The sequence below is a fragment of the Mycobacterium sp. NGS15 genome (assembly GCF_059813245.1).
The window spans coordinates 104,890-121,095 of the sequence record NZ_JCALEF010000005.1; the positions used below are offsets into that span (position 1 = coordinate 104,890).

Annotated in this window: 19 protein-coding genes; 4 read left to right on the forward strand and 15 right to left on the reverse strand. The window is 61.1% G+C overall.

What is annotated here, in order from left to right:
• Nucleotides 1-6 precede the first annotated feature (6 nt).
• Nucleotides 7-843, forward strand: a complete 837-nt coding sequence (locus AC5Y5C_RS15005) for a metal-dependent hydrolase (RefSeq protein ID WP_499973495.1) — start codon at nucleotides 7-9, stop codon at nucleotides 841-843.
• A gap of 2 nt (nucleotides 844-845) precedes the next feature.
• Here the strand turns inward: AC5Y5C_RS15005 and AC5Y5C_RS15010 are convergent, their stop codons facing one another.
• Nucleotides 846-1,457, reverse strand: a complete 612-nt coding sequence (locus AC5Y5C_RS15010) for a TetR/AcrR family transcriptional regulator (protein WP_499973496.1) — start codon at nucleotides 1,455-1,457, stop codon at nucleotides 846-848.
• Nucleotides 1,458-1,547: 90 nt separating this feature from the next.
• On the opposite strand from AC5Y5C_RS15010, the gene AC5Y5C_RS15015 reads away from it, so the two are divergent.
• Nucleotides 1,548-2,024, forward strand: a complete 477-nt coding sequence (locus AC5Y5C_RS15015) for an Rv1443c family protein (protein ID WP_499973499.1) — start codon at nucleotides 1,548-1,550, stop codon at nucleotides 2,022-2,024.
• Nucleotides 2,025-2,078: 54 nt separating this feature from the next.
• Here AC5Y5C_RS15015 and AC5Y5C_RS15020 read toward each other — a convergent pair whose 3' ends face one another.
• The 3 genes from AC5Y5C_RS15020 to AC5Y5C_RS15030 form a co-directional block, all read right to left on the reverse strand.
• Nucleotides 2,079-2,936: an MBL fold metallo-hydrolase gene (locus AC5Y5C_RS15020; protein ID WP_499973503.1), complete on the reverse strand. Its 858-nt coding sequence runs from the start codon at nucleotides 2,934-2,936 to the stop codon at nucleotides 2,079-2,081.
• Nucleotides 2,937-3,201: 265 nt separating this feature from the next.
• Nucleotides 3,202-3,597 (reverse strand): Rv2576c family protein, encoded by a 396-nt coding sequence (locus AC5Y5C_RS15025; RefSeq protein ID WP_499973505.1) that lies wholly within the window; start codon nucleotides 3,595-3,597, stop codon nucleotides 3,202-3,204.
• A 41-nt stretch (nucleotides 3,598-3,638) separates the two neighbouring features.
• Entirely contained in the window at nucleotides 3,639-4,079 is a 441-nt protein-coding gene (locus AC5Y5C_RS15030; protein WP_499973506.1) for a hypothetical protein, read from the reverse strand.
• Nucleotides 4,080-4,214: 135 nt separating this feature from the next.
• On the opposite strand from AC5Y5C_RS15030, the gene AC5Y5C_RS15035 reads away from it, so the two are divergent.
• Nucleotides 4,215-5,069: an MlaE family ABC transporter permease gene (locus tag AC5Y5C_RS15035; RefSeq protein WP_499973508.1), complete on the forward strand. Its 855-nt coding sequence runs from the start codon at nucleotides 4,215-4,217 to the stop codon at nucleotides 5,067-5,069.
• Nucleotides 5,066-5,944, forward strand: a complete 879-nt coding sequence (locus AC5Y5C_RS15040; RefSeq protein WP_499973510.1) for an MlaE family ABC transporter permease — start codon at nucleotides 5,066-5,068, stop codon at nucleotides 5,942-5,944. The genes AC5Y5C_RS15035 and AC5Y5C_RS15040 overlap by 4 nt, the downstream gene beginning before the upstream one ends.
• A 68-nt stretch (nucleotides 5,945-6,012) precedes the next feature.
• On the opposite strand, the gene AC5Y5C_RS15045 is transcribed toward AC5Y5C_RS15040, so the two are convergent.
• From AC5Y5C_RS15045 to AC5Y5C_RS15095, 11 genes are all read right to left on the reverse strand, one after another.
• Complete coding sequence (locus tag AC5Y5C_RS15045) at nucleotides 6,013-6,966, reverse strand: MlaD family protein (protein ID WP_499973512.1); 954 nt, start codon at nucleotides 6,964-6,966, stop codon at nucleotides 6,013-6,015.
• On the reverse strand, nucleotides 6,963-7,943 hold the full coding sequence (locus AC5Y5C_RS15050; protein WP_499973514.1) for an MlaD family protein: 981 nt from the start codon (nucleotides 7,941-7,943) through the stop codon (nucleotides 6,963-6,965). Before AC5Y5C_RS15050 ends, AC5Y5C_RS15045 begins: the two co-directional genes overlap by 4 nt.
• Nucleotides 7,940-9,037 carry an MlaD family protein gene (locus tag AC5Y5C_RS15055; RefSeq protein ID WP_499973515.1) on the reverse strand — a complete coding sequence of 366 codons (1,098 nt, stop codon included), beginning with the start codon at nucleotides 9,035-9,037 and terminating at the stop codon, nucleotides 7,940-7,942. The genes AC5Y5C_RS15050 and AC5Y5C_RS15055 overlap by 4 nt, the downstream gene beginning before the upstream one ends.
• Before the next feature lie 8 nt (nucleotides 9,038-9,045).
• On the reverse strand, nucleotides 9,046-10,047 hold the full coding sequence (locus AC5Y5C_RS15060; protein ID WP_499973518.1) for an MlaD family protein: 1,002 nt from the start codon (nucleotides 10,045-10,047) through the stop codon (nucleotides 9,046-9,048).
• The gene (locus AC5Y5C_RS15065; RefSeq protein WP_499973520.1) at nucleotides 10,035-11,036 is read right to left on the reverse strand and encodes an MlaD family protein; all 1,002 of its coding nucleotides are present in this window, start codon (nucleotides 11,034-11,036) and stop codon (nucleotides 10,035-10,037) included. Before AC5Y5C_RS15065 ends, AC5Y5C_RS15060 begins: the two co-directional genes overlap by 13 nt.
• Nucleotides 11,033-12,205 carry an MlaD family protein gene (locus tag AC5Y5C_RS15070; RefSeq protein WP_499973521.1) on the reverse strand — a complete coding sequence of 391 codons (1,173 nt, stop codon included), beginning with the start codon at nucleotides 12,203-12,205 and terminating at the stop codon, nucleotides 11,033-11,035. Before AC5Y5C_RS15070 ends, AC5Y5C_RS15065 begins: the two co-directional genes overlap by 4 nt.
• A gap of 7 nt (nucleotides 12,206-12,212) precedes the next feature.
• Nucleotides 12,213-12,884 (reverse strand): hypothetical protein, encoded by a 672-nt coding sequence (locus tag AC5Y5C_RS15075; RefSeq protein WP_499973523.1) that lies wholly within the window; start codon nucleotides 12,882-12,884, stop codon nucleotides 12,213-12,215.
• On the reverse strand, nucleotides 12,881-13,243 hold the full coding sequence (locus AC5Y5C_RS15080; protein ID WP_499973524.1) for a histone-like nucleoid-structuring protein Lsr2: 363 nt from the start codon (nucleotides 13,241-13,243) through the stop codon (nucleotides 12,881-12,883). Before AC5Y5C_RS15080 ends, AC5Y5C_RS15075 begins: the two co-directional genes overlap by 4 nt.
• 75 nt (nucleotides 13,244-13,318) lie before the next feature.
• A complete protein-coding gene (locus tag AC5Y5C_RS15085; protein WP_499973527.1) occupies nucleotides 13,319-13,735 on the reverse strand; it encodes a hypothetical protein in 417 nt (138 codons plus the stop codon).
• A gap of 44 nt (nucleotides 13,736-13,779) precedes the next feature.
• Nucleotides 13,780-15,246 carry a CoA transferase gene (locus AC5Y5C_RS15090; RefSeq protein WP_499973528.1) on the reverse strand — a complete coding sequence of 489 codons (1,467 nt, stop codon included), beginning with the start codon at nucleotides 15,244-15,246 and terminating at the stop codon, nucleotides 13,780-13,782.
• 50 nt (nucleotides 15,247-15,296) lie between these two features.
• On the reverse strand, nucleotides 15,297-15,899 hold the full coding sequence (locus AC5Y5C_RS15095) for an HdeD family acid-resistance protein (protein ID WP_499973530.1): 603 nt from the start codon (nucleotides 15,897-15,899) through the stop codon (nucleotides 15,297-15,299).
• Between the last annotated feature and the right edge of the window lie 307 nt (nucleotides 15,900-16,206).

A 16,206-nucleotide genomic window follows, 5' to 3' on the forward strand; every position in this document is an offset into this window, starting at 1 on the left:
CTGATCGTGGAACGGGACATCAAGACACGGCGCATCAAGTTCCGCTATCCGGCCGGTTCCATGCGGCGTCACTACGTGCAGGACGACTTGGGGATGAGTCACGTGGTATCGGTGCTGTCGGCGGCGTTCCCCGAGGGTGAGGCGTTCATGATTCGCTCGGTGCGCGCGGTCGCCGACCAGATCACCGATCCTGAGCTCAAGAAGCAGGTGGCCGGGTTCATCGGCCAGGAGGCGACACACAGCCGTGAGCACCGTGAGCTCAACGAGCGCCTGCAGGAGATGGGTTATCCGACCGCGTTCATCGATCGAGTGACGCGCAGGGGACTGGAAGCGCGCACCCGCTACTCCTCGCCGAAGTACTGCCTTGCGATGACCGCGGCGCTGGAGCATTACACCGCGATCCTGGCCGAGACACTCCTGACCGACGAACGCGCCCAACAGATGTTGGGGCAGGGTGAGGTTCGATCGATGCTGCTGTGGCACGCGTTGGAGGAGTCCGAGCATCGGACGGTGGCATTCGATGTCTACCAGGCCGTCGGTGGCACCAACCGCATGCGGGTATTTGTCATGTGGTTCACCACATGTGGATTCTTCACGCTCGCCGCGGTAGCGTCATTCATATCGTTGTTTCGGGACCGGGACTTTTACAACCCCAGGATCTTCTTTCGCAGCGCCGTTCGCTTGTTCCGCTCGCCCTTCTTCTCGCGCGAGGTGTTTCGACGGCTAGCATCGTACAGCCGCAAAGACTTTCACCCCGATGAGGTGGACAACACCGAACTCGTCGCGAAGTGGAACGCCGTGCTGTTTGGTGAGCAGGGGCAAATCGCCGACCACGTGCATTGATTTCAGCTCGTCAGGTACCGCGTCAACATGTTGACCAGTTGGTCCTCGAACGGACCGGGGTCGACGGGCCGTGGACCCGCCACCAGACGGTGTACCAGCGACTCGATGGTCCCCACCACCATCCTTGCGGCCATGGCTGTTTCGGTCACTCGGACATCGGGATGCGTCGCCAGAAGAGCCTCGGCCGCGGCGATGACGGCGTCCTCCGACTGATGCAGCATCGCCAAGAACTCGGGTGGGCGCGGCGCCTCTTCAAACAGCACCCTGTGCAGTCTCGGGTTGTCGCGATGGTTGTCGATGGCCGCTCTGACGAAGATGCGCAAGGTGTCTTCGATCGAATCGGGTAGTCCCGCAGCCAGATGCCGCTGGATGAGTGCGAATCCCTCCTCGGTGTGCACGGTCATGAGCTCGACGAGGATGGAGTCCTTGTTCGGGAAGTACTGGTACAGCGACCCGATCGAAATACCGGCCTGCTCGGCGATGCGATTGGTGGTCCCGGCGGCGTAGCCGAAGTCGGCGAAAACGTGAGCAGCCGCGTCCAGAATGCGCCGCCGGGTAGCTCCCGCGCGGACCTGTCGTGGCTGCTTGCGTGGCTGTAGGTGGGTGCTGGACATCGTGCTGACGCCTTCCTCAAAAGCGAGTACCGCTTATGCGAGTAATTGCTCATAATAGTGGTTGACCAGGCGCTATGTAAGGGGACGTGGATGAAGACGGTCTATCTGGAAACCGAGCTGCCCACTGATGCCGACCGGGTGTGGGGGGCCATGCAATATGCAGGCACCTTCCTCTACCTCTGTCGTGGTCTGTTCGGCATTCCCGCTCTAGTGGGGCGCACCGAGCCCATGCGGGTGGGCGAGCTGGGCACCGCGTGGCTATGGGGATTGCATCTGATCCCGCTGTATCGGCACACCATTCACGTCGTTGAGGTCGACGAGAAAACCCGCACGGTGCGGACCAATGAACGCGGCGGAATGCTGCGCACCTGGAACCACACCCTGCATGTGGAGCCGACTGGCGAAGGTCGTAGCCGATACAGCGACTCGATAGACATCGACGCTGGGGCGCTGACCGCGTTCGCCGCCAGGGGAGCAACGGCGATATTTCGTTACCGACAGCGGCGCTGGCACAAACTGGTGGACAAGCACCTGCTGCCGGAGGGGCCGGCGTACACGCGGCAGTAGACCTGTGTCACAACGACTTTCGTTGTCCGAGCGGGCAGGCCTGGATTCTTGAGATCAGGATCTGTTTTTTGCTTTTTTGGCTCCGCCCCACAGGGAACCAGGGTTGGCGCGGTCTGGGTAGAGAGCGAGCATGGCCTCGTAGAGTTCTTCGGCGGTGGAGGTTTGGGCCTCGAGTCGGTTGAAATCGGCGAGGTACCGGCTGGTATCGGTCAGGCTGCGGGGGTCATCGGGTAGTTCGGGACGTTTGTGTCCGGCGACTACATGGGTGGGGTTGAGAGCGGCGAGCTTGTCGGCCGCACGTATCCATTCTTGCCGGGTGGCGGTGTCGGCTTCGCCCATGTATTGGTGGATCCCGTTGTAACCGGCATCTCCGGCGACCACCAATCGTAGGTCGGGCACCCATAGCGCGGTGCTGTGATCGGTATCGGTGAAACCTGTTTCGATCACCTGCAATGCGTGACCTTCGAGAGTGAAGGTATCCCCATCGAGGGGTCGCGGGAAGACTTGCGGCTGTGGAACTTGTCCAGGAAATCGCGAGTTCCAGAAACTCTCCAGGAATTCGGGGGCACCCTCGCGTCGTGCCCTCTCGGCGGTTCCGGGCGACGAGATAGCTTTGGCGTTTGGGAAGGCTTCGAGGAGTTGTTTGACGCCGAAGAAGTGATCACCGTGGCCGTGGGTGATGTAGATGTAGACGAGGTTTCGGTCATATGTTTTGACCCAGTCGACGAGTTGTTGGTTTTGTTCAATGGTCAAAAATGTATCCACCAGGGCCGCATCGCGTTGCCCGTAGATCAGGGTCGCCGTGTTTGCGACCCATTCCAGGTCCTCCTTGCCCGGCGGCACGTCGGTGGTCAGGCCTGGGCGGCGAATGGATAGCGTTTCGTACTGCAAAGCACAAGTGGCTGGGGTCATCTCGGGCTCCTTCTCATAGGGCGACGCGTTATGGATGATCGGTCAGGTATGTCCGGAACCTGTAAAACCACACCGTCTTCGGCGGGGAACTGATCAAGCCACCGGACACGGTCAATCCTTACTTGTAGCCGTTCTAGCGTTGTATCTGATTGTTCCCCAGGAATTTTCGGCTGAAGGTAGCGGTCTTGGGGTTGTGGGATGTGAGTCGGTACAGACATATGTTGCGAATTCGGGAACAGTAAGATCTAGCGCTGGGAATGAGCAGCTACCCGCGCGGGTGCTTGCCCTTCAGACTGCAGTACCCCTCGCCCTTCATGGCGAGCTTGCCGTCCACCCACAGCTCGCATCGGAAGTTGGGATTCCACCAGATGTTTCGCACCGAGACGTAGGCGGCGTCTCCGTACGGGTCGTCCAGGGTGGTGGTCGCTTCCCAGGGGTTGTCGGGGCCGATCCAGAAGTTCTCATAGCGTGTTCCCGCCCAGTTTTCCGTCGGGGTGGCAATCCGGTAGTGGATGGTGATCTCGCGGTCGCCGTCCGCGGTCACCACGTAGCGGACGGTGTGGTCGACTTCGTCGGCGGATGCGGGGGCCGCTAGTACAGGCAGAAGCACCAGCGTGGCCGCTGCGATGCCTCCGAGTCTTGTTGCTATTGAACGTGTCACGGCGACTCCTCAGGCTTCTCTTGTGATCGCGAAAGTGGGATTCAGCTATCGCGCGGAGGAAGGCCACGTTTGCCTGCGCACTCGCCGTGGAGAACCGCGATCGTGTCGTCCACGGCCTGCACCTGGCTCGCCGCGGGATGTCCGTCGATCACGGTGTCCTGGAGATCGAACATCGCGGTCATCAGGTCGCGGGTCTGCGGGCGGATATCCGGGCTTCCCCAGACGTTGGGGTACCAGAAGGTTGCATAGCCGACGGTGTTGAGCTGCGGGATCACCTTCCCGTAGTAACTGACCAGTCTGTCGACGTCACGAGGCGAGTACTTGTCGCGCATCTTCTCCGACGCTACCGCGATTCCGGGGGCGTGCGTTTCGATGAGATCGCACCATGAGTCGTAGGCGCTCGCAACGGGTGCATATGTAATTCCGGCCGTCACCAGAGTGCCCGCAGTAATTCCCATCACCACACGTCTGCATGCTTTCACGGCAACCCTCCAAAGCGACGCTAATTTGTGTCATGACTGTAGCTGCCACCAACTTCGACTGCCAGCTATTACCCGTACCGGAATAATGCGGTCCTTCGTGTTGTCCGATGTATTTCGGTAGCTTAGAGTCGGTACGTGAAAGCCGATTCCACACCTGCTGCTCATAAACTGGAGCAATCCGAAAACTTGGGTTCAGATACGCGAAATAGCAGAACCTTCGGATCAAGTTTCGCAACGCTGGGGCGGACGGCGTTGCTGACAGGATCGGCCCTTCGGTATCTCGTCACCGATGTCACCCGGTTGAGATTGCCCGTTCGCGAGGTGATCCAGCAGGCCTGGTTCCTCTACACGGTCACGGCCATCCCCGCGGTGTTGATGGCGATTCCCTTCGGCGTGATCGTGAATCTTCAAATCGGGGGGCTGCTCAACGACGTCGGAGCCCAGTCGATGACCGGCGCGGCCGCGGGTATCGGAATCCTGCGCCAGGGCGCCCCGATCTGTGCCGCACTGCTGATGGGTGGTGCTGCGGCATCGGCCATCGCATCGGATCTCGGCACCCGTTCGATTCGGGAGGAAATCGATGCCTTGCGGGTGCTCGGCATCGACCCGGTTCAGCGTCTGGTGGTTCCGCGGCTGCTGGCCATGCTGATCGTCGCGCCGATGATTCTCGCGACCGTGATCCTGGTCGGTATTGGCTCGGCTTACCTGGTGGCGGTCACATTTGGCAATGTCAGCCCGGGCAGTTTCTGGTCCTCCTTCGGTACGTACGCAACGACTACCGATCTGTGGTTCGCCCTGTTGAAGGTGTTGGTCAGCGGGATCCTGGTGGTGATCATCAGTAGCGTGCGCGGCATGGAGACGCGCGGCGGTCCGCTGGAGGTCGCGGAGTCGGTGAACGCCGCGGTGGTGCTGAGCATCGTGGCCAGCGTGTTCGCGGTGCTGGCATTGACGCAGCTGCAGAACATGTCCGCGACGGGGCACTCGGCATGACGGTCTCGGTTGCGCGTCCGGCATCACCTGATTCGACGCTTCCGGCACCATCGTTGCTGGCGCGCACCGTGGTGTCACCGATCGAAAACTGGCTGACCAATCTGGGGCGCTTCGTCATCTTCGTGGCACAGTCACTGTGGTTCTTACCTGCCACGTTAAGGGTTTATGGAAAGCAGACGTTACGCGTCTTGCACAACCTCGCATGGGGGCGCGGTGTGCTCGTCCGCGGTGGCGTGGTGTCGACGATGCTGCTTTTAGGATTTGCCATCGGCGCCGTCATGGCCATCGAGACATACGCCGGACTGGATACCGTCGGCTTCGGCGCGCTCACCGGGGCTGTCGGCGGTTTGGCGAGTGTGCGCGAGATGGCGCCCATCGCGGCCGGCGTCGCGTTCGCGGCACAGGCGGGTTGCCGTATGACGGCCGAGGTCGGCGCGATGCGGGCATCGGAAGAGCTCGATGCTCTCGAGGCGCTGGGCATCCGCTCGATTCCCTTTGTGGTGGGCACGAGGCTGGCGGGCGGGATGATCTGCGTGGTACCGGCCTTCCTAGTGACTCTCTTGCTGAGCTTTATGGTCAGTCGATTGCTTGTGACCGTGATCAGGGGCCAGTCGGTAGGAACGTACAACCACTATTTCGTTCAATTCATTGACCCGCGCGACATCCTGTTCGCGACCATCAAGGTTCTGATCTTCACGGCAGCGGTGACCGTCATCCACTGCTATTACGGGTTCTTCTCCAGCGGTGGTCCCTCCGGGGTGGGGGTGGCCAGCGGCCGGGCGGTGCGGGCCAGTCTCGTGGTCATTATTTTGCTCGACATGTCCGTGACGATTGTACTGTGGGGCTTCGTACCGTCCTATATTTTTCGGGGCTAATAATTCCGTGAGAAATAGAGTGGGACGCCTTTGTATGCGTTCCGCTCTATTTCGTTTCTAGACGCTCTCTACTGGCTCGGAACGACATGAACGGTGAATGCCCCAGGAGCTTCGGCGGTCGACATGGACGCATCGAGAAGTCGGCTCACATCGAGTGTGGCAAATGCACTTGCGGTCGCTTGCATGGGCGGAAGTAGAGGGTTGGTAAAGTTATACATATTGAGATTTGTGTCATCGGAGAATTTGATCAGACGATTGATCAGTGGTTTGGTGCCGTTCTCGAGGTATTCGGGATAGTCCCCCGCGTAGAGCAGCGCGATGATGGTTTCCACCATGGTCTGAATCTGTCGGCCCAAATCCATCGTTGGTCCTGCCATGTTTGGCAGCACCGCCTCGACGGTCCCGGTGTTCTGTAGCAGCGTCTGAGTTTGGCTGAGGATATTGCGCAGCTGGTCCTTGTTGTTGGCGATGTCCTCGCGCAGCTTGGCGCTTGAGTTGGCGATGAGCGGTACCACCGACGCGTCGGAAAGTGCGGTGTTCAGCTCCTCGATCACCGTGTTGATCCGCGTCGGTTCGAGGTCACGCAGCAGCCGGGTGGCCGCCACGATCTGTTCGCCGATGGCGCCCGCGACGGTCTTGTCGTCGGCGACAATCTGCTGGCGGTCGGCGAGCACCGGGCCGCTGTCGCTGTTGGGTTTGATCGACAGGTATGCCTCGCCGAGTACGGACAGGCTGTCAATGCGAAATGCGCTGTCGACCGGCAACCGCACGCTGTCCGGGTACCAGAACCGCACGGATACACCGTCCGCGGCAGGTTGCACACGTGCCACCTCGCCGATGGGTACTCCCCGCAGCAGCACCCGGGAGCGCGGCACCAAACCGTTCGCGTCGCGGACGACGAGCGTGGCCTCCATCCGGTTCCTGGCGGTGCTGAACCACGAGATCCCTTGCTGCCAGTAGGCCGCCAGCGACCCTACGAGGATGGCGAGGAGTGCCGCGATGGAGATGACGTTGCGTCTCATTGGCCTGCTCCCAGTGCCTTTCGTGCGTATTGGGTTTCCGCAGTGGTCCCGTCGGGATTGGTGACCCGCGTGATGTCGACCCTGGGGTCGGCGATGAAGGGCAACAGCGCCTGGTTGGTGAATCCGTCCAGCTGCCAGCCAAATTGGACGGGGTCCACACCCGATGCGCCGAACTGCTCCAGTGCGTTCGACGTCGAATCCATCACCGGGATCAACCAATATCCGTTCTTCACGATGTCACCCATGCCGGGGATGATGCGGATGATCAGATCGGCTGACTTGTCGAAGCGCTCCCAGTAGGTGACACCCTCCTCGGTGAAGAGGGTCTGGATGTCCTCGCGATGCTCGCGGGTGATCTGCCCGATCTGACTCAGGCTGTCCAAGCTGCGATCGATCTGGTCGCTATTCGATGCCACGCCTTTGAGATTGGACGTCAGGATGGCGGCGGCCCTACGGGACTCCTCCACCGACTTGGGCAGGTTTTCCTTGATGCGCTCCAAGGATCCCTGCAATTGCTGGATCGACCCACCGCCGATGAACGACGACACCGTGGTCAGCATATCCTCGACCGATGTCGCGGGAAGCGTGTGGTCGGCGGTGATCAGCCCACCCTCGGTGAGCGGCGGAACCGTGTTGGCTGCCCCGGATGCCCGGGTGAGCCGGATGTACGGATCTCCGAGCACGGTTTCCTGGATGATGGCCGCGTTCGCGTTGTCGGGGACCTGCGCGTCCGAGTTCAGCAGGACCGTGACGTTCGCGACGCCATCGCCAAGCCCGATGTCGCGGACCGAGCCGACGTCCACGCCTTCGAACGTCACCTTGGCGCCGGTCGGTAGGTTGAGGGCGTTGGCGAATTGGATGGTCGCCGCGAAGCCGTTTGTCGAGATGTCCGGCATCCTGATTCTCGCCGGATTCACCGAGCAACCCGAAAGCGCCACGGCAGCAAGGATTGTCAACGCAGCGATCGGCCTTCTCACGGTGGGTTACCTTCCTTGAGTACCTTGACGAGGACGTCGATAGTGTTGATCTCCTCGGGCACGCCGTAGAAGTACCCGCAGTGGTCCTCGCCGTTGGGGGCGACACGGGAACACACCATTCCGTTGTCCTGCGGCCCGGCATCGACCCGACTGGATTTCACCGGTTCCGGACGTGCACGCAGCCGGTAGTAGAACCCTCGGACGCCGTCCGCGATGTTCGGCAGGGTTCCTGCGTACGTGGTGAAGACGCCCGTGTGCTCGGAGAGCAGGCGAAGGCTGTAGGCGGCGGTGTCCAGTGAGGCCCATACTTCGCCGCGGTACTCCGTTGCCATGTCGTATGCCATCCGCGTCAGCGTATTGACCTGTGGCCCAAGGATTCCGTACAAGGTGGGCATAAGGGTGCGGGCGGAGACCGAAATGACGGGCAGCGCATGCTCCAGCACCGTGTTCATATCGCCGGAGTTCGCATTGAGGTTCGACAGGGAATCCGAGGCACTCTTGAGCAGATTGTCAAGGGATGGGGGTTGCGCGTCCATGGCGCCGACGATGTTGGTGAGGCTGTCGCGGATGACGGCCCCATTGCCCTTCAACTGGGTGCTCAACGATCCGAGGGTGCGGTCGAGCTTTTCCCCTCGTCCCTCGGTGGTGAGCTGGTTGAGTAGCCCGGTCATCGCGGCCGCATTCTCGGATATCGTCTTGGCCACCGCCGTTCGCTCCAAGGGTATGCAGGAGCCGGGGGAGAGGCGGCCCGTGGCCGAGTCACCGTTGATCAGCTCGAGGCTGCGATCGGCGAGGATGGACGGTGCACGACTGACCGCGGTCACCAGTTCCGGGACGGTGGCATCGGTGTCGATCGAGAAGTTGACCCGCACCGACATGGTGTCGGACACCACGCCCTCAATCTTCCCGATCCGCACACCCTTACGGGTGACCGGATTGCCTTGGTACAGGCCGGTGGCGTCGGAGAGCACAGCGCAGTAGCCGGTGATCTTCGGCGAGCGATCGAGCAGTCCGCAGGCCGACGAGGAGACGAGCAATCCGGCTGAGAGCGCCACCGCAAGTATCGCTCTGGCGGCGGGCGTCCCCGTGGCCATGCTTCGGGTCAGCATGAGCGACCCGGCATGGGGACGCAGAAATCTGACGCAAGGAGATGGTCTTCGATGGGCTGGGGGCCCTTCGGGGAGATCATGCTTCGTATGTCATTCACGAAATTGCCTAAATTCCAGATCATTCGGGGAAAATCGGTGTTGACGACGTTCAGTGCGTTGGTGGTCCGCTGGAGTATGTCGAGCAGCCAGTCGCGGTGCGAATCGTAGAAGTTCGCCACGCCCATCAACGTCTTGACGGCCTTGAGTAGTGGCGGCAAGGCCTGCTGGAGTTGAACTTTCACATTGTCTACTATCGTGATGAGGATTGCCGCCTTGTGCAGCACGTCGTTGAAGAACTCCTGATTGGCGGCGGCCGTGCGCGCGATTTCCTGGCCGACATCGAGCATCGTTTGCAGCTGGCTCTTTTGGTGCGTGACGATGTCGGATACCTTCCGCATGGCATCCACCATGGTGGTGATGCCGTTGGGGTTGGCGTCCATCATGGTGGACAGCCGGTCGAGGCTCGAGCCCAGTTGGCTGACGTCGATGTCCTTGACCTTGTCGGTGCCGCTGCCCAGGAGTTCGGGCAGCCGATATGGGGGGCGGGTGCGCAAAGCAGGGATCGCGTTATTTCCCAACGCCTTATCGCCTGCAGAGATCAGATCCACGTAGTAGCCACCCGCAGCGGTGATCATGCGGATTTCCACCGATGTCTGATCGCCCAAGTAGATGTCATTGTCGACCGACAGCTGAACCGTGACGGTGTCATTGACCAGCCGTACAGAATCGACCTTACCCACGGGCCATCCCGCTACCTTCACTTCATCACCCGGCCTGATCGCCGCGCCATCGGTGATGGTGAAGCTGACGGGGCGATGCCCGAGCTGCCAGACATACGTGGTGCCCAGGACGGCGACGATTACGGCGATCAGTAGGCAGACCAGCACACCAATGACCTTGTGGCGTCTGTCCTGCCCGGTAAACCGATGACCCATGCGCGCGCCTACCGTCGGCATAGCGTCACCTGCTGACCGCTCATGAATACCTTGAGCGTCGGCGGCACGGCCATGATGCCGTTGAGGCAGCCGAAATCGCTTCCCCCGTCGTCCATGATGGGTTTGAGGCCGTTGTAGAAACCGGGAAGTCGCTCGAAGAACTCGGGGACGCGATACAGATTGGCGCGCAGCACATCGAATTTGGCGTTGAAATCTGTTTTCTCGTCTCCACGGAAGAGTGATGTCATCCGGTTGGCGGCGATGGCGAAGTTGGGTCCGTACTGCGCGAGCTCGATGAACTTGTCTTGTACGGAACTCAGGCTCAGCACCATGTTGCTGATGTTCTTCAGGACCTGAAAGAGCTTCTCCGACTTGCCCTGCGCATTCTGGGCGGTGACAGATAGGTTCTGTACCAGCGTCTTGAGTATCTCCTGCTTATTGGCGGCCTTGTCGGCGATACTGCTGAGACTGCCTAGGAGATCGGCTGTGCCCGTGCCGTCTCCGTTGATGAAGGCGGTGAGCTTGTCGGTCAGGTCGTTGACGTCGGCAGGTTCGAGAGTGCGAAAGACCGGGGCCAGCCCTTGGAAGATCGCTGTGATATCAAAAGATCCCGTTGTCTGTCCTACGGGAATCCGGGAGATCGACTGCGGATTAGGGACGTTCTCGTCGCTGATGTCGATGAATCGGACACCGGCCAGGTTCTGAAACTTCACGGCCAGGTGGGTTGCGGTGGTTACTGTTTGGCTCTTCGCGAGCTCCAGCTCGACCTGGGCGAGGTTGACGTCACCCGCACGGATGACCTTGATGGAGTTCACCTTGCCCACCGGTACGCCGTACCGACGGACGTCGGATCCGGGACGAAGACCGGAGACGTCATCGAATGTTGCGGTGTACTGGGTGGTGTCACCCGCTATCGGGTTGCGGATGCCATTGACAATGAGCACGTACGCCAGCGCCGAGCAGAGCGCCGCGACCAGTAGACCGATGAGCGGTTTCTTGACTGAGCTCATCGGCCGGCCCCCGGCAGCTGGGCGTGGGCATACTGCGGGCCGGTGTCCTGCATGTTAGTGGGATCCTGTGGCCCGGCATCCGGTTGACCGGGGGGATATGGTTCCCCGGCGGCTGCGGGTCCACCGGTTCCGTTCGGCCCGGTCGAGAGCGGGGGAAGCGTCGACTGGAAGACGGGCAGGGGCTCGAGCATCACGCGAAGCTTGACGGCCTTGGCGCCTTCGTCGCCCGGGTCGGCAGCGGAGTACGCCGTCTGCAGTCCCGCGAGCAACCTGTCGATACGTACACCGCCGCGGGAGAACTCGAGCTGCGTGCTCAGCGAGTCGGCGAAGGATCTCGCGATCTCGGTTGCCGGCCCGGCCGCGACCCGTGGGCGCGCCAAGGCCACGGCGGCAGGCCCTATCACGCCTTCGCCCTGGACCAGGGTGAGACAGGCCAGCACATCGGGCCATCGGTCGATAAGAGCTTCGCGGCCTTTGAGCGTGTAGAAGTTGTGTTGTGTCGTGAGGATGGTCTCCGTCAGATTGGGCATGGGTTGCAGCAATGTGCCCAACTTCCGCATCGTCGTTCCGGCGTCCACGGTCTGGGTCTGCAGGAGCAGATTGGTGAAGACGAAGCCGGTCTCGATAAGTGGCATAAGGGCGTTTGTGTATTGGGCGGCGCGAAGGATCGACTTGACCATCGTGTCGGTGACGACACCATTGACGACGGTCGAAGCGTTACTCAGCAGTTGTGCCATGGTGGCATTGACTTCGGGGCCTCGGTCAATCCGCTGCCCGTCAGACAACGGGCTTCCGGAGCCTCGCGGTATCAGATTGACGACGGACTTTCCCAACAGGTTCGCGGGGCGGAAGTCATAGCCGAGCGAGTCGTTGAGTCCCTGGGCAACGTCTTTGTCGACACCCAAGGTCAACTCGGATACCGCGTCATTGCGGGTAACCGATGTGACAGTACCCACGACGACTCCGCGCAACATGACCGGGGAGTGATCGCGAATACCCTGCCCGACAACCGGTGTGGACAGCGTTACTTCGACGGTATGTGAGGGTTTCCACCGTGGCATGACGGTGATACCGACAGCCACCGCAGCAGCCAGAGCGACAACCGCCACACCGGTGCGCCGCATGACCCGGCTCTGATGCTGCGCGTTCCCCGCTAACAGTTCGGACATCTGGTGACTACTTTCCCGCTCTCATTGCCGAGTCGACTCCGCCGACATCCGTGATGATCCAGTTGTCTTTCGAATTGATGGTCACCGTGTACGTGGCGGTGGACTGAACTCCATTGGGCGCCTGCACATTTTTGGTCATCACGCTGAGAAAGCTATTGACCACGAAGGTCCCGTCACGCTCGGAACGGACCGCTGAGGTGATCGGAGTGGGGGCGGACACCCACTGGAGGGGGACGATGATCTGTTCCATGGACGTTGCGGCATCCTTGAGCTTCTTGGTGAGCTCCGGAGATGTGTTGGCGGTCAGCCGCTTCGTCCAGGCTTGCACGTCTTTGTAGTCCATATCCGCGGCGCCGCGCGAGTAATCGAGTGCGATCTGTTCGGCGCGCTGTCGGGCGCTCGCGGCGTCTTGCATCGACGCCAGGGCGGCGCGCGCTTCGCGTGCCGATCGCTCGCTGTCGTGTAAGGACCAACCCAACACGCCGATGCTTGCAGCGGCGACGACAGCGAGCACCGAGAGGATCAGTGACCGCCGCAAGAGAATGCTGAAGACGTGCAGCGGCACGCTGCCGTCGTCTCCTTCGGGCTTCTCGACTTTCTGGGGCGATTCCTCATCGGAATCGGCCTCGATCGGCTCTTTATTCTGTTCTACCACAGTGGAATCCAGCTCCGCACTCACTGGGTGTGTCCTGTCGGGGAGGCTGCCCGCTGGTACGAGTCGATCACCTCAGCAGAAATCCTGCCGTGGGCCGCGACAGTATGGCCGTTGCGCCTAGCCCAGTCACGAATGGCTTCGCTTCGGCGGCGGTCGATGGTCGTGCGTCGCCGCCGGCTGATCTTCGGGCCGCGATGTTCCTGGGATTGCATTCTTCGGGCTTGCCTTATCCATACTGATAGTTCGTCGCGCAGCCGTTCCGCGTTCTCGGACGACAGATCTATGTGGTAATCGACGCCGTCGAGTTCGAACTCAACAGTCTCGTCCGCTCGCGCCGCGCCGTCGAGATCGTCGACGAGAGTGACGGTTACGCGCTTCGCCATGTTCGAGGCCTCTCCTTCGGGTAGTGCGACGGAGACGGCCAAAGCCGGAAGCTCTGGCCGTCTCCGCGGCTCTGTCTAGGCGAGGTCGTCTGCTGCCTTGCGGGCATAGATCGCGTAGAGAACGGCGTCCTCGGCCTCTTCGATCGCCGAGAGCGCAACCTCGATTGCGTAGGACGCATCGTCCTCGGCGAGGTCGGCTTCCTGCGCGGCGAGCTTGGCGTCGAGCTTGGCTTCCTTGGCGCTGAAGTCGCTCTTGACCTTCGAAACATGGCTGTTCCAGCTGTTTTTCAAGTCTGACCATGCGGAGCTGGCCTTATCCTCGGCGGAGTCCACCTTGGCCTCGACGTTTTCGTGGTGAGCCTTGGCCTTGGCCTTGGCAGCGTCGACGTCCTGCTGAAGGTCGGCCTTGGCCTTGCCCTGCGCGGCCTCTAGGTGTTCTTGTCCCTGCTTCGCGCGGTCAACGAGGCCGTTGAAACGGTTCTTCAGTGTCATGTTTGTTCCTTAACTCGTAGAGGATTTCGTGAATTGGTGGAGAACTAGACCCAGACGGGATCGGAAGAGCCCTGCGGACCAACCACCGGGTAGCCCCCGAGGCCTTCCCAGTGGCCGGGTGTCTTCGAATAGGTGATGCCGGGTTCCAGACGCACATGCCTTCCGAAGGCGGAACTCAACTCCAGACCATCAGGCAAGATCGCCTGGTGTTCGGGCTTCTTGAGTGACTCGGTGACGTAGTCCGGGTCGAAGACACCGAGCTCGGAGTACCACATGGAGAACCGTGACAACGACGTCCGCACGTGGTAGCTGCCACCGTGCTTTGCCCGGAGTATCAGTGCAGCAAGAACTCCCGCACTGGTGAGGTACCCGGCCAGGTAGTCGTTGAGGATCACGGTAGGTGGCAGCAGCGGCTTCTCGGGTGACCCTTCCAGCGTCGTATAACCCGTGACGCAGTTGGCATCCATGTCGAAGCCGCCGCGATCGATCCATGGCCCGTCCCAGCCGAAGCCGCGGACTGACGTATAGATGATTCCCGGCCTGGCGTCCGCGACCGCCTCCGGCGAGAATCCGAAGTTCGCGATCTTGCGCCCGCGGTAATTCTCGACGAATACATCGGCACCCTTGATCAACTGCAGGGCCTGATCCCGATACTTCTGCTGGTTCAGGTCCGACCATGTGGACCGGGCACCGAGATGGCAGTCCTCGACCAGGGCCTCATATTCCACGGCGGGGTTGGACAGGTCGAGAACCTGAGCACCCTGTTCGGCAAGTACACGTCCGACGACCGGGCCCGCGATGACGTGTGTCATGGCGGCCACCTTGATGCCCGACAGCGGACGGTTGGGATTGGTCAGCGCGGGCAGCTCGGGATCTGAATCGCCGATCTTGACGATTTCGATCATGGGCGTCTGGGCCAGATACTGGCCCTGCGGATGTGCGTACCATTCCTCGGGAGTCCGACACATCGCGCCGATCATGCCCTGCGCGCCGGCCGCATCCTCCAGATCCTGGGCATTCCACTGACTGATCGCCTGCCCCACCGACTTCGCGTCGAACCCGGATTTGAGGAGGCCCAGCCATTGCAGGAGAGCCTTGGGGTAGACCGCGGTGGGCAGATACCACCGATCGTCTTTGGTGGGATAGATGCTGAACCCGAACGGGTTTGCCGTCGCGGCCGCGGGGAGCATCGCATACCCGCCGACAGTCGGCGCGAAGTTATAGGTGGGATTGATGTGGGCCACCGCGCGCCGCAGATCGACAGAAAGGTCCTGTGCTGGTCCGCCCCGCAGGCGGTACAGGATCTGGGTGGCGACTGCGGGTGCCATCATGCCCATGGACATGATGGCGCCCAATCGATGATTGCTGGGGAGGATGGGGTCCTCTCCAGTGAAGGTCACTTGACCGCCGGTGTCAGCGATGTTCAACTGCAGACCCTCAAGCAGGTTTGCGAAATCTCTCGAGATGTCGGGCGCGGCAGTCAGATCACGCTGGATAGGTACAGATGTCATTACTCGTGCACTCTCCTGGTAGCTGTGAGTTCGATGGGTTGCGTGTCCGATTAGTTCTCGAAGCGGCTTTCGATGAAGTCCGTGACCTGGCCGGTGCGGCGCTTGAGCTGAATGGCATCGATGACCTGCGCGATGCCGATGGCAATGAGCCAGATTCCGGAGACCAGCGCCAATGTGGCGATCGAGTCGGCGGGATAAACGATCAGGACGATGCCGCCCAGGCTGAGCACAACCCCGAGTAATACGGACCAGCCGCTGCCCGGCGCCCGTGTGGCGAAGCCGGCCACGATGCGCCCGATGCCGGTGATGATCCAGCCTGCGCCGATCCAAACTGCCAGGAGCAGAACAGATTCCAGCTGATCGCGCAGGCAGATCACGCCGAGGACGATGGACAGGATGCCCGTGATGACGTTGACGAACCGGGTCCAGCCCCGCAGGTGCGGTGCGAACGCGAGGATGATCTCCACCAGGCCGCTGAGCAGCAGGTAGATTCCAAAGAAGACGCCGAGAACCAGCAGAGTCTGCCCTGGCCATGCCAAGACGATGGCGCCAGTTGCGATGGCGGCAACTCCCAGGCCGAGGACGTAGAGCCAGGCATTCTTTGCAAAACGCTTAATCGGCGAATCTTCCAGATCAGTTGCTGTATCGGTCATTTCTTACCCTTCTCGAATGTTCTGAACTCAGATGCCCTAAAAAGTGGGGAAGGTTGACGCTCGTTCCCCGCGCTGGCACTCAGGCTGTATCCGCGCCGAGGCCGCCGTACCGAGCAACTGCACTAGCGAGGCACCGCCGCCTGGGGAATGTGCGCGCCTGGTGAACAACAGATATAGCGAATGTGGCGCATCAGCCCTCCCTTGTTGTCTTGCAGCCCAATCCAATTACGCTTATGTGGCTAATTGTCTCGGCTGCTGAAGTTATCACGCGCCCTGGCGGCGCGCTCCGCGATAATATTTCCAATCC

Excerpts from the sequence above, each read along its gene's own strand:
- AC5Y5C_RS15010 (WP_499973496.1), bottom strand. The coding sequence starts at position 1,457 with ATGTCCAGCACCCACCTACAGCCACGCAAGCAGCCACGACAGGTCCGC.
- AC5Y5C_RS15015 (WP_499973499.1), top strand. The coding sequence starts at position 1,548 with ATGAAGACGGTCTATCTGGAAACCGAGCTGCCCACTGATGCCGACCGG.
- AC5Y5C_RS15020 (WP_499973503.1), bottom strand. The coding sequence starts at position 2,936 with ATGACCCCAGCCACTTGTGCTTTGCAGTACGAAACGCTATCCATTCGC.
- AC5Y5C_RS15040 (WP_499973510.1), top strand. The coding sequence starts at position 5,066 with ATGACGGTCTCGGTTGCGCGTCCGGCATCACCTGATTCGACGCTTCCG.
- AC5Y5C_RS15045 (WP_499973512.1), bottom strand. The coding sequence starts at position 6,966 with ATGAGACGCAACGTCATCTCCATCGCGGCACTCCTCGCCATCCTCGTA.
- AC5Y5C_RS15055 (WP_499973515.1), bottom strand. The coding sequence starts at position 9,037 with ATGGCCACGGGGACGCCCGCCGCCAGAGCGATACTTGCGGTGGCGCTC.
- AC5Y5C_RS15060 (WP_499973518.1), bottom strand. The coding sequence starts at position 10,047 with ATGCCGACGGTAGGCGCGCGCATGGGTCATCGGTTTACCGGGCAGGAC.
- AC5Y5C_RS15065 (WP_499973520.1), bottom strand. The coding sequence starts at position 11,036 with ATGAGCTCAGTCAAGAAACCGCTCATCGGTCTACTGGTCGCGGCGCTC.
- AC5Y5C_RS15070 (WP_499973521.1), bottom strand. The coding sequence starts at position 12,205 with ATGTCCGAACTGTTAGCGGGGAACGCGCAGCATCAGAGCCGGGTCATG.
- AC5Y5C_RS15080 (WP_499973524.1), bottom strand. The coding sequence starts at position 13,243 with ATGGCGAAGCGCGTAACCGTCACTCTCGTCGACGATCTCGACGGCGCG.
- AC5Y5C_RS15085 (WP_499973527.1), bottom strand. The coding sequence starts at position 13,735 with ATGACACTGAAGAACCGTTTCAACGGCCTCGTTGACCGCGCGAAGCAG.
- AC5Y5C_RS15090 (WP_499973528.1), bottom strand. The coding sequence starts at position 15,246 with ATGACATCTGTACCTATCCAGCGTGATCTGACTGCCGCGCCCGACATC.
- AC5Y5C_RS15095 (WP_499973530.1), bottom strand. The coding sequence starts at position 15,899 with ATGACCGATACAGCAACTGATCTGGAAGATTCGCCGATTAAGCGTTTT.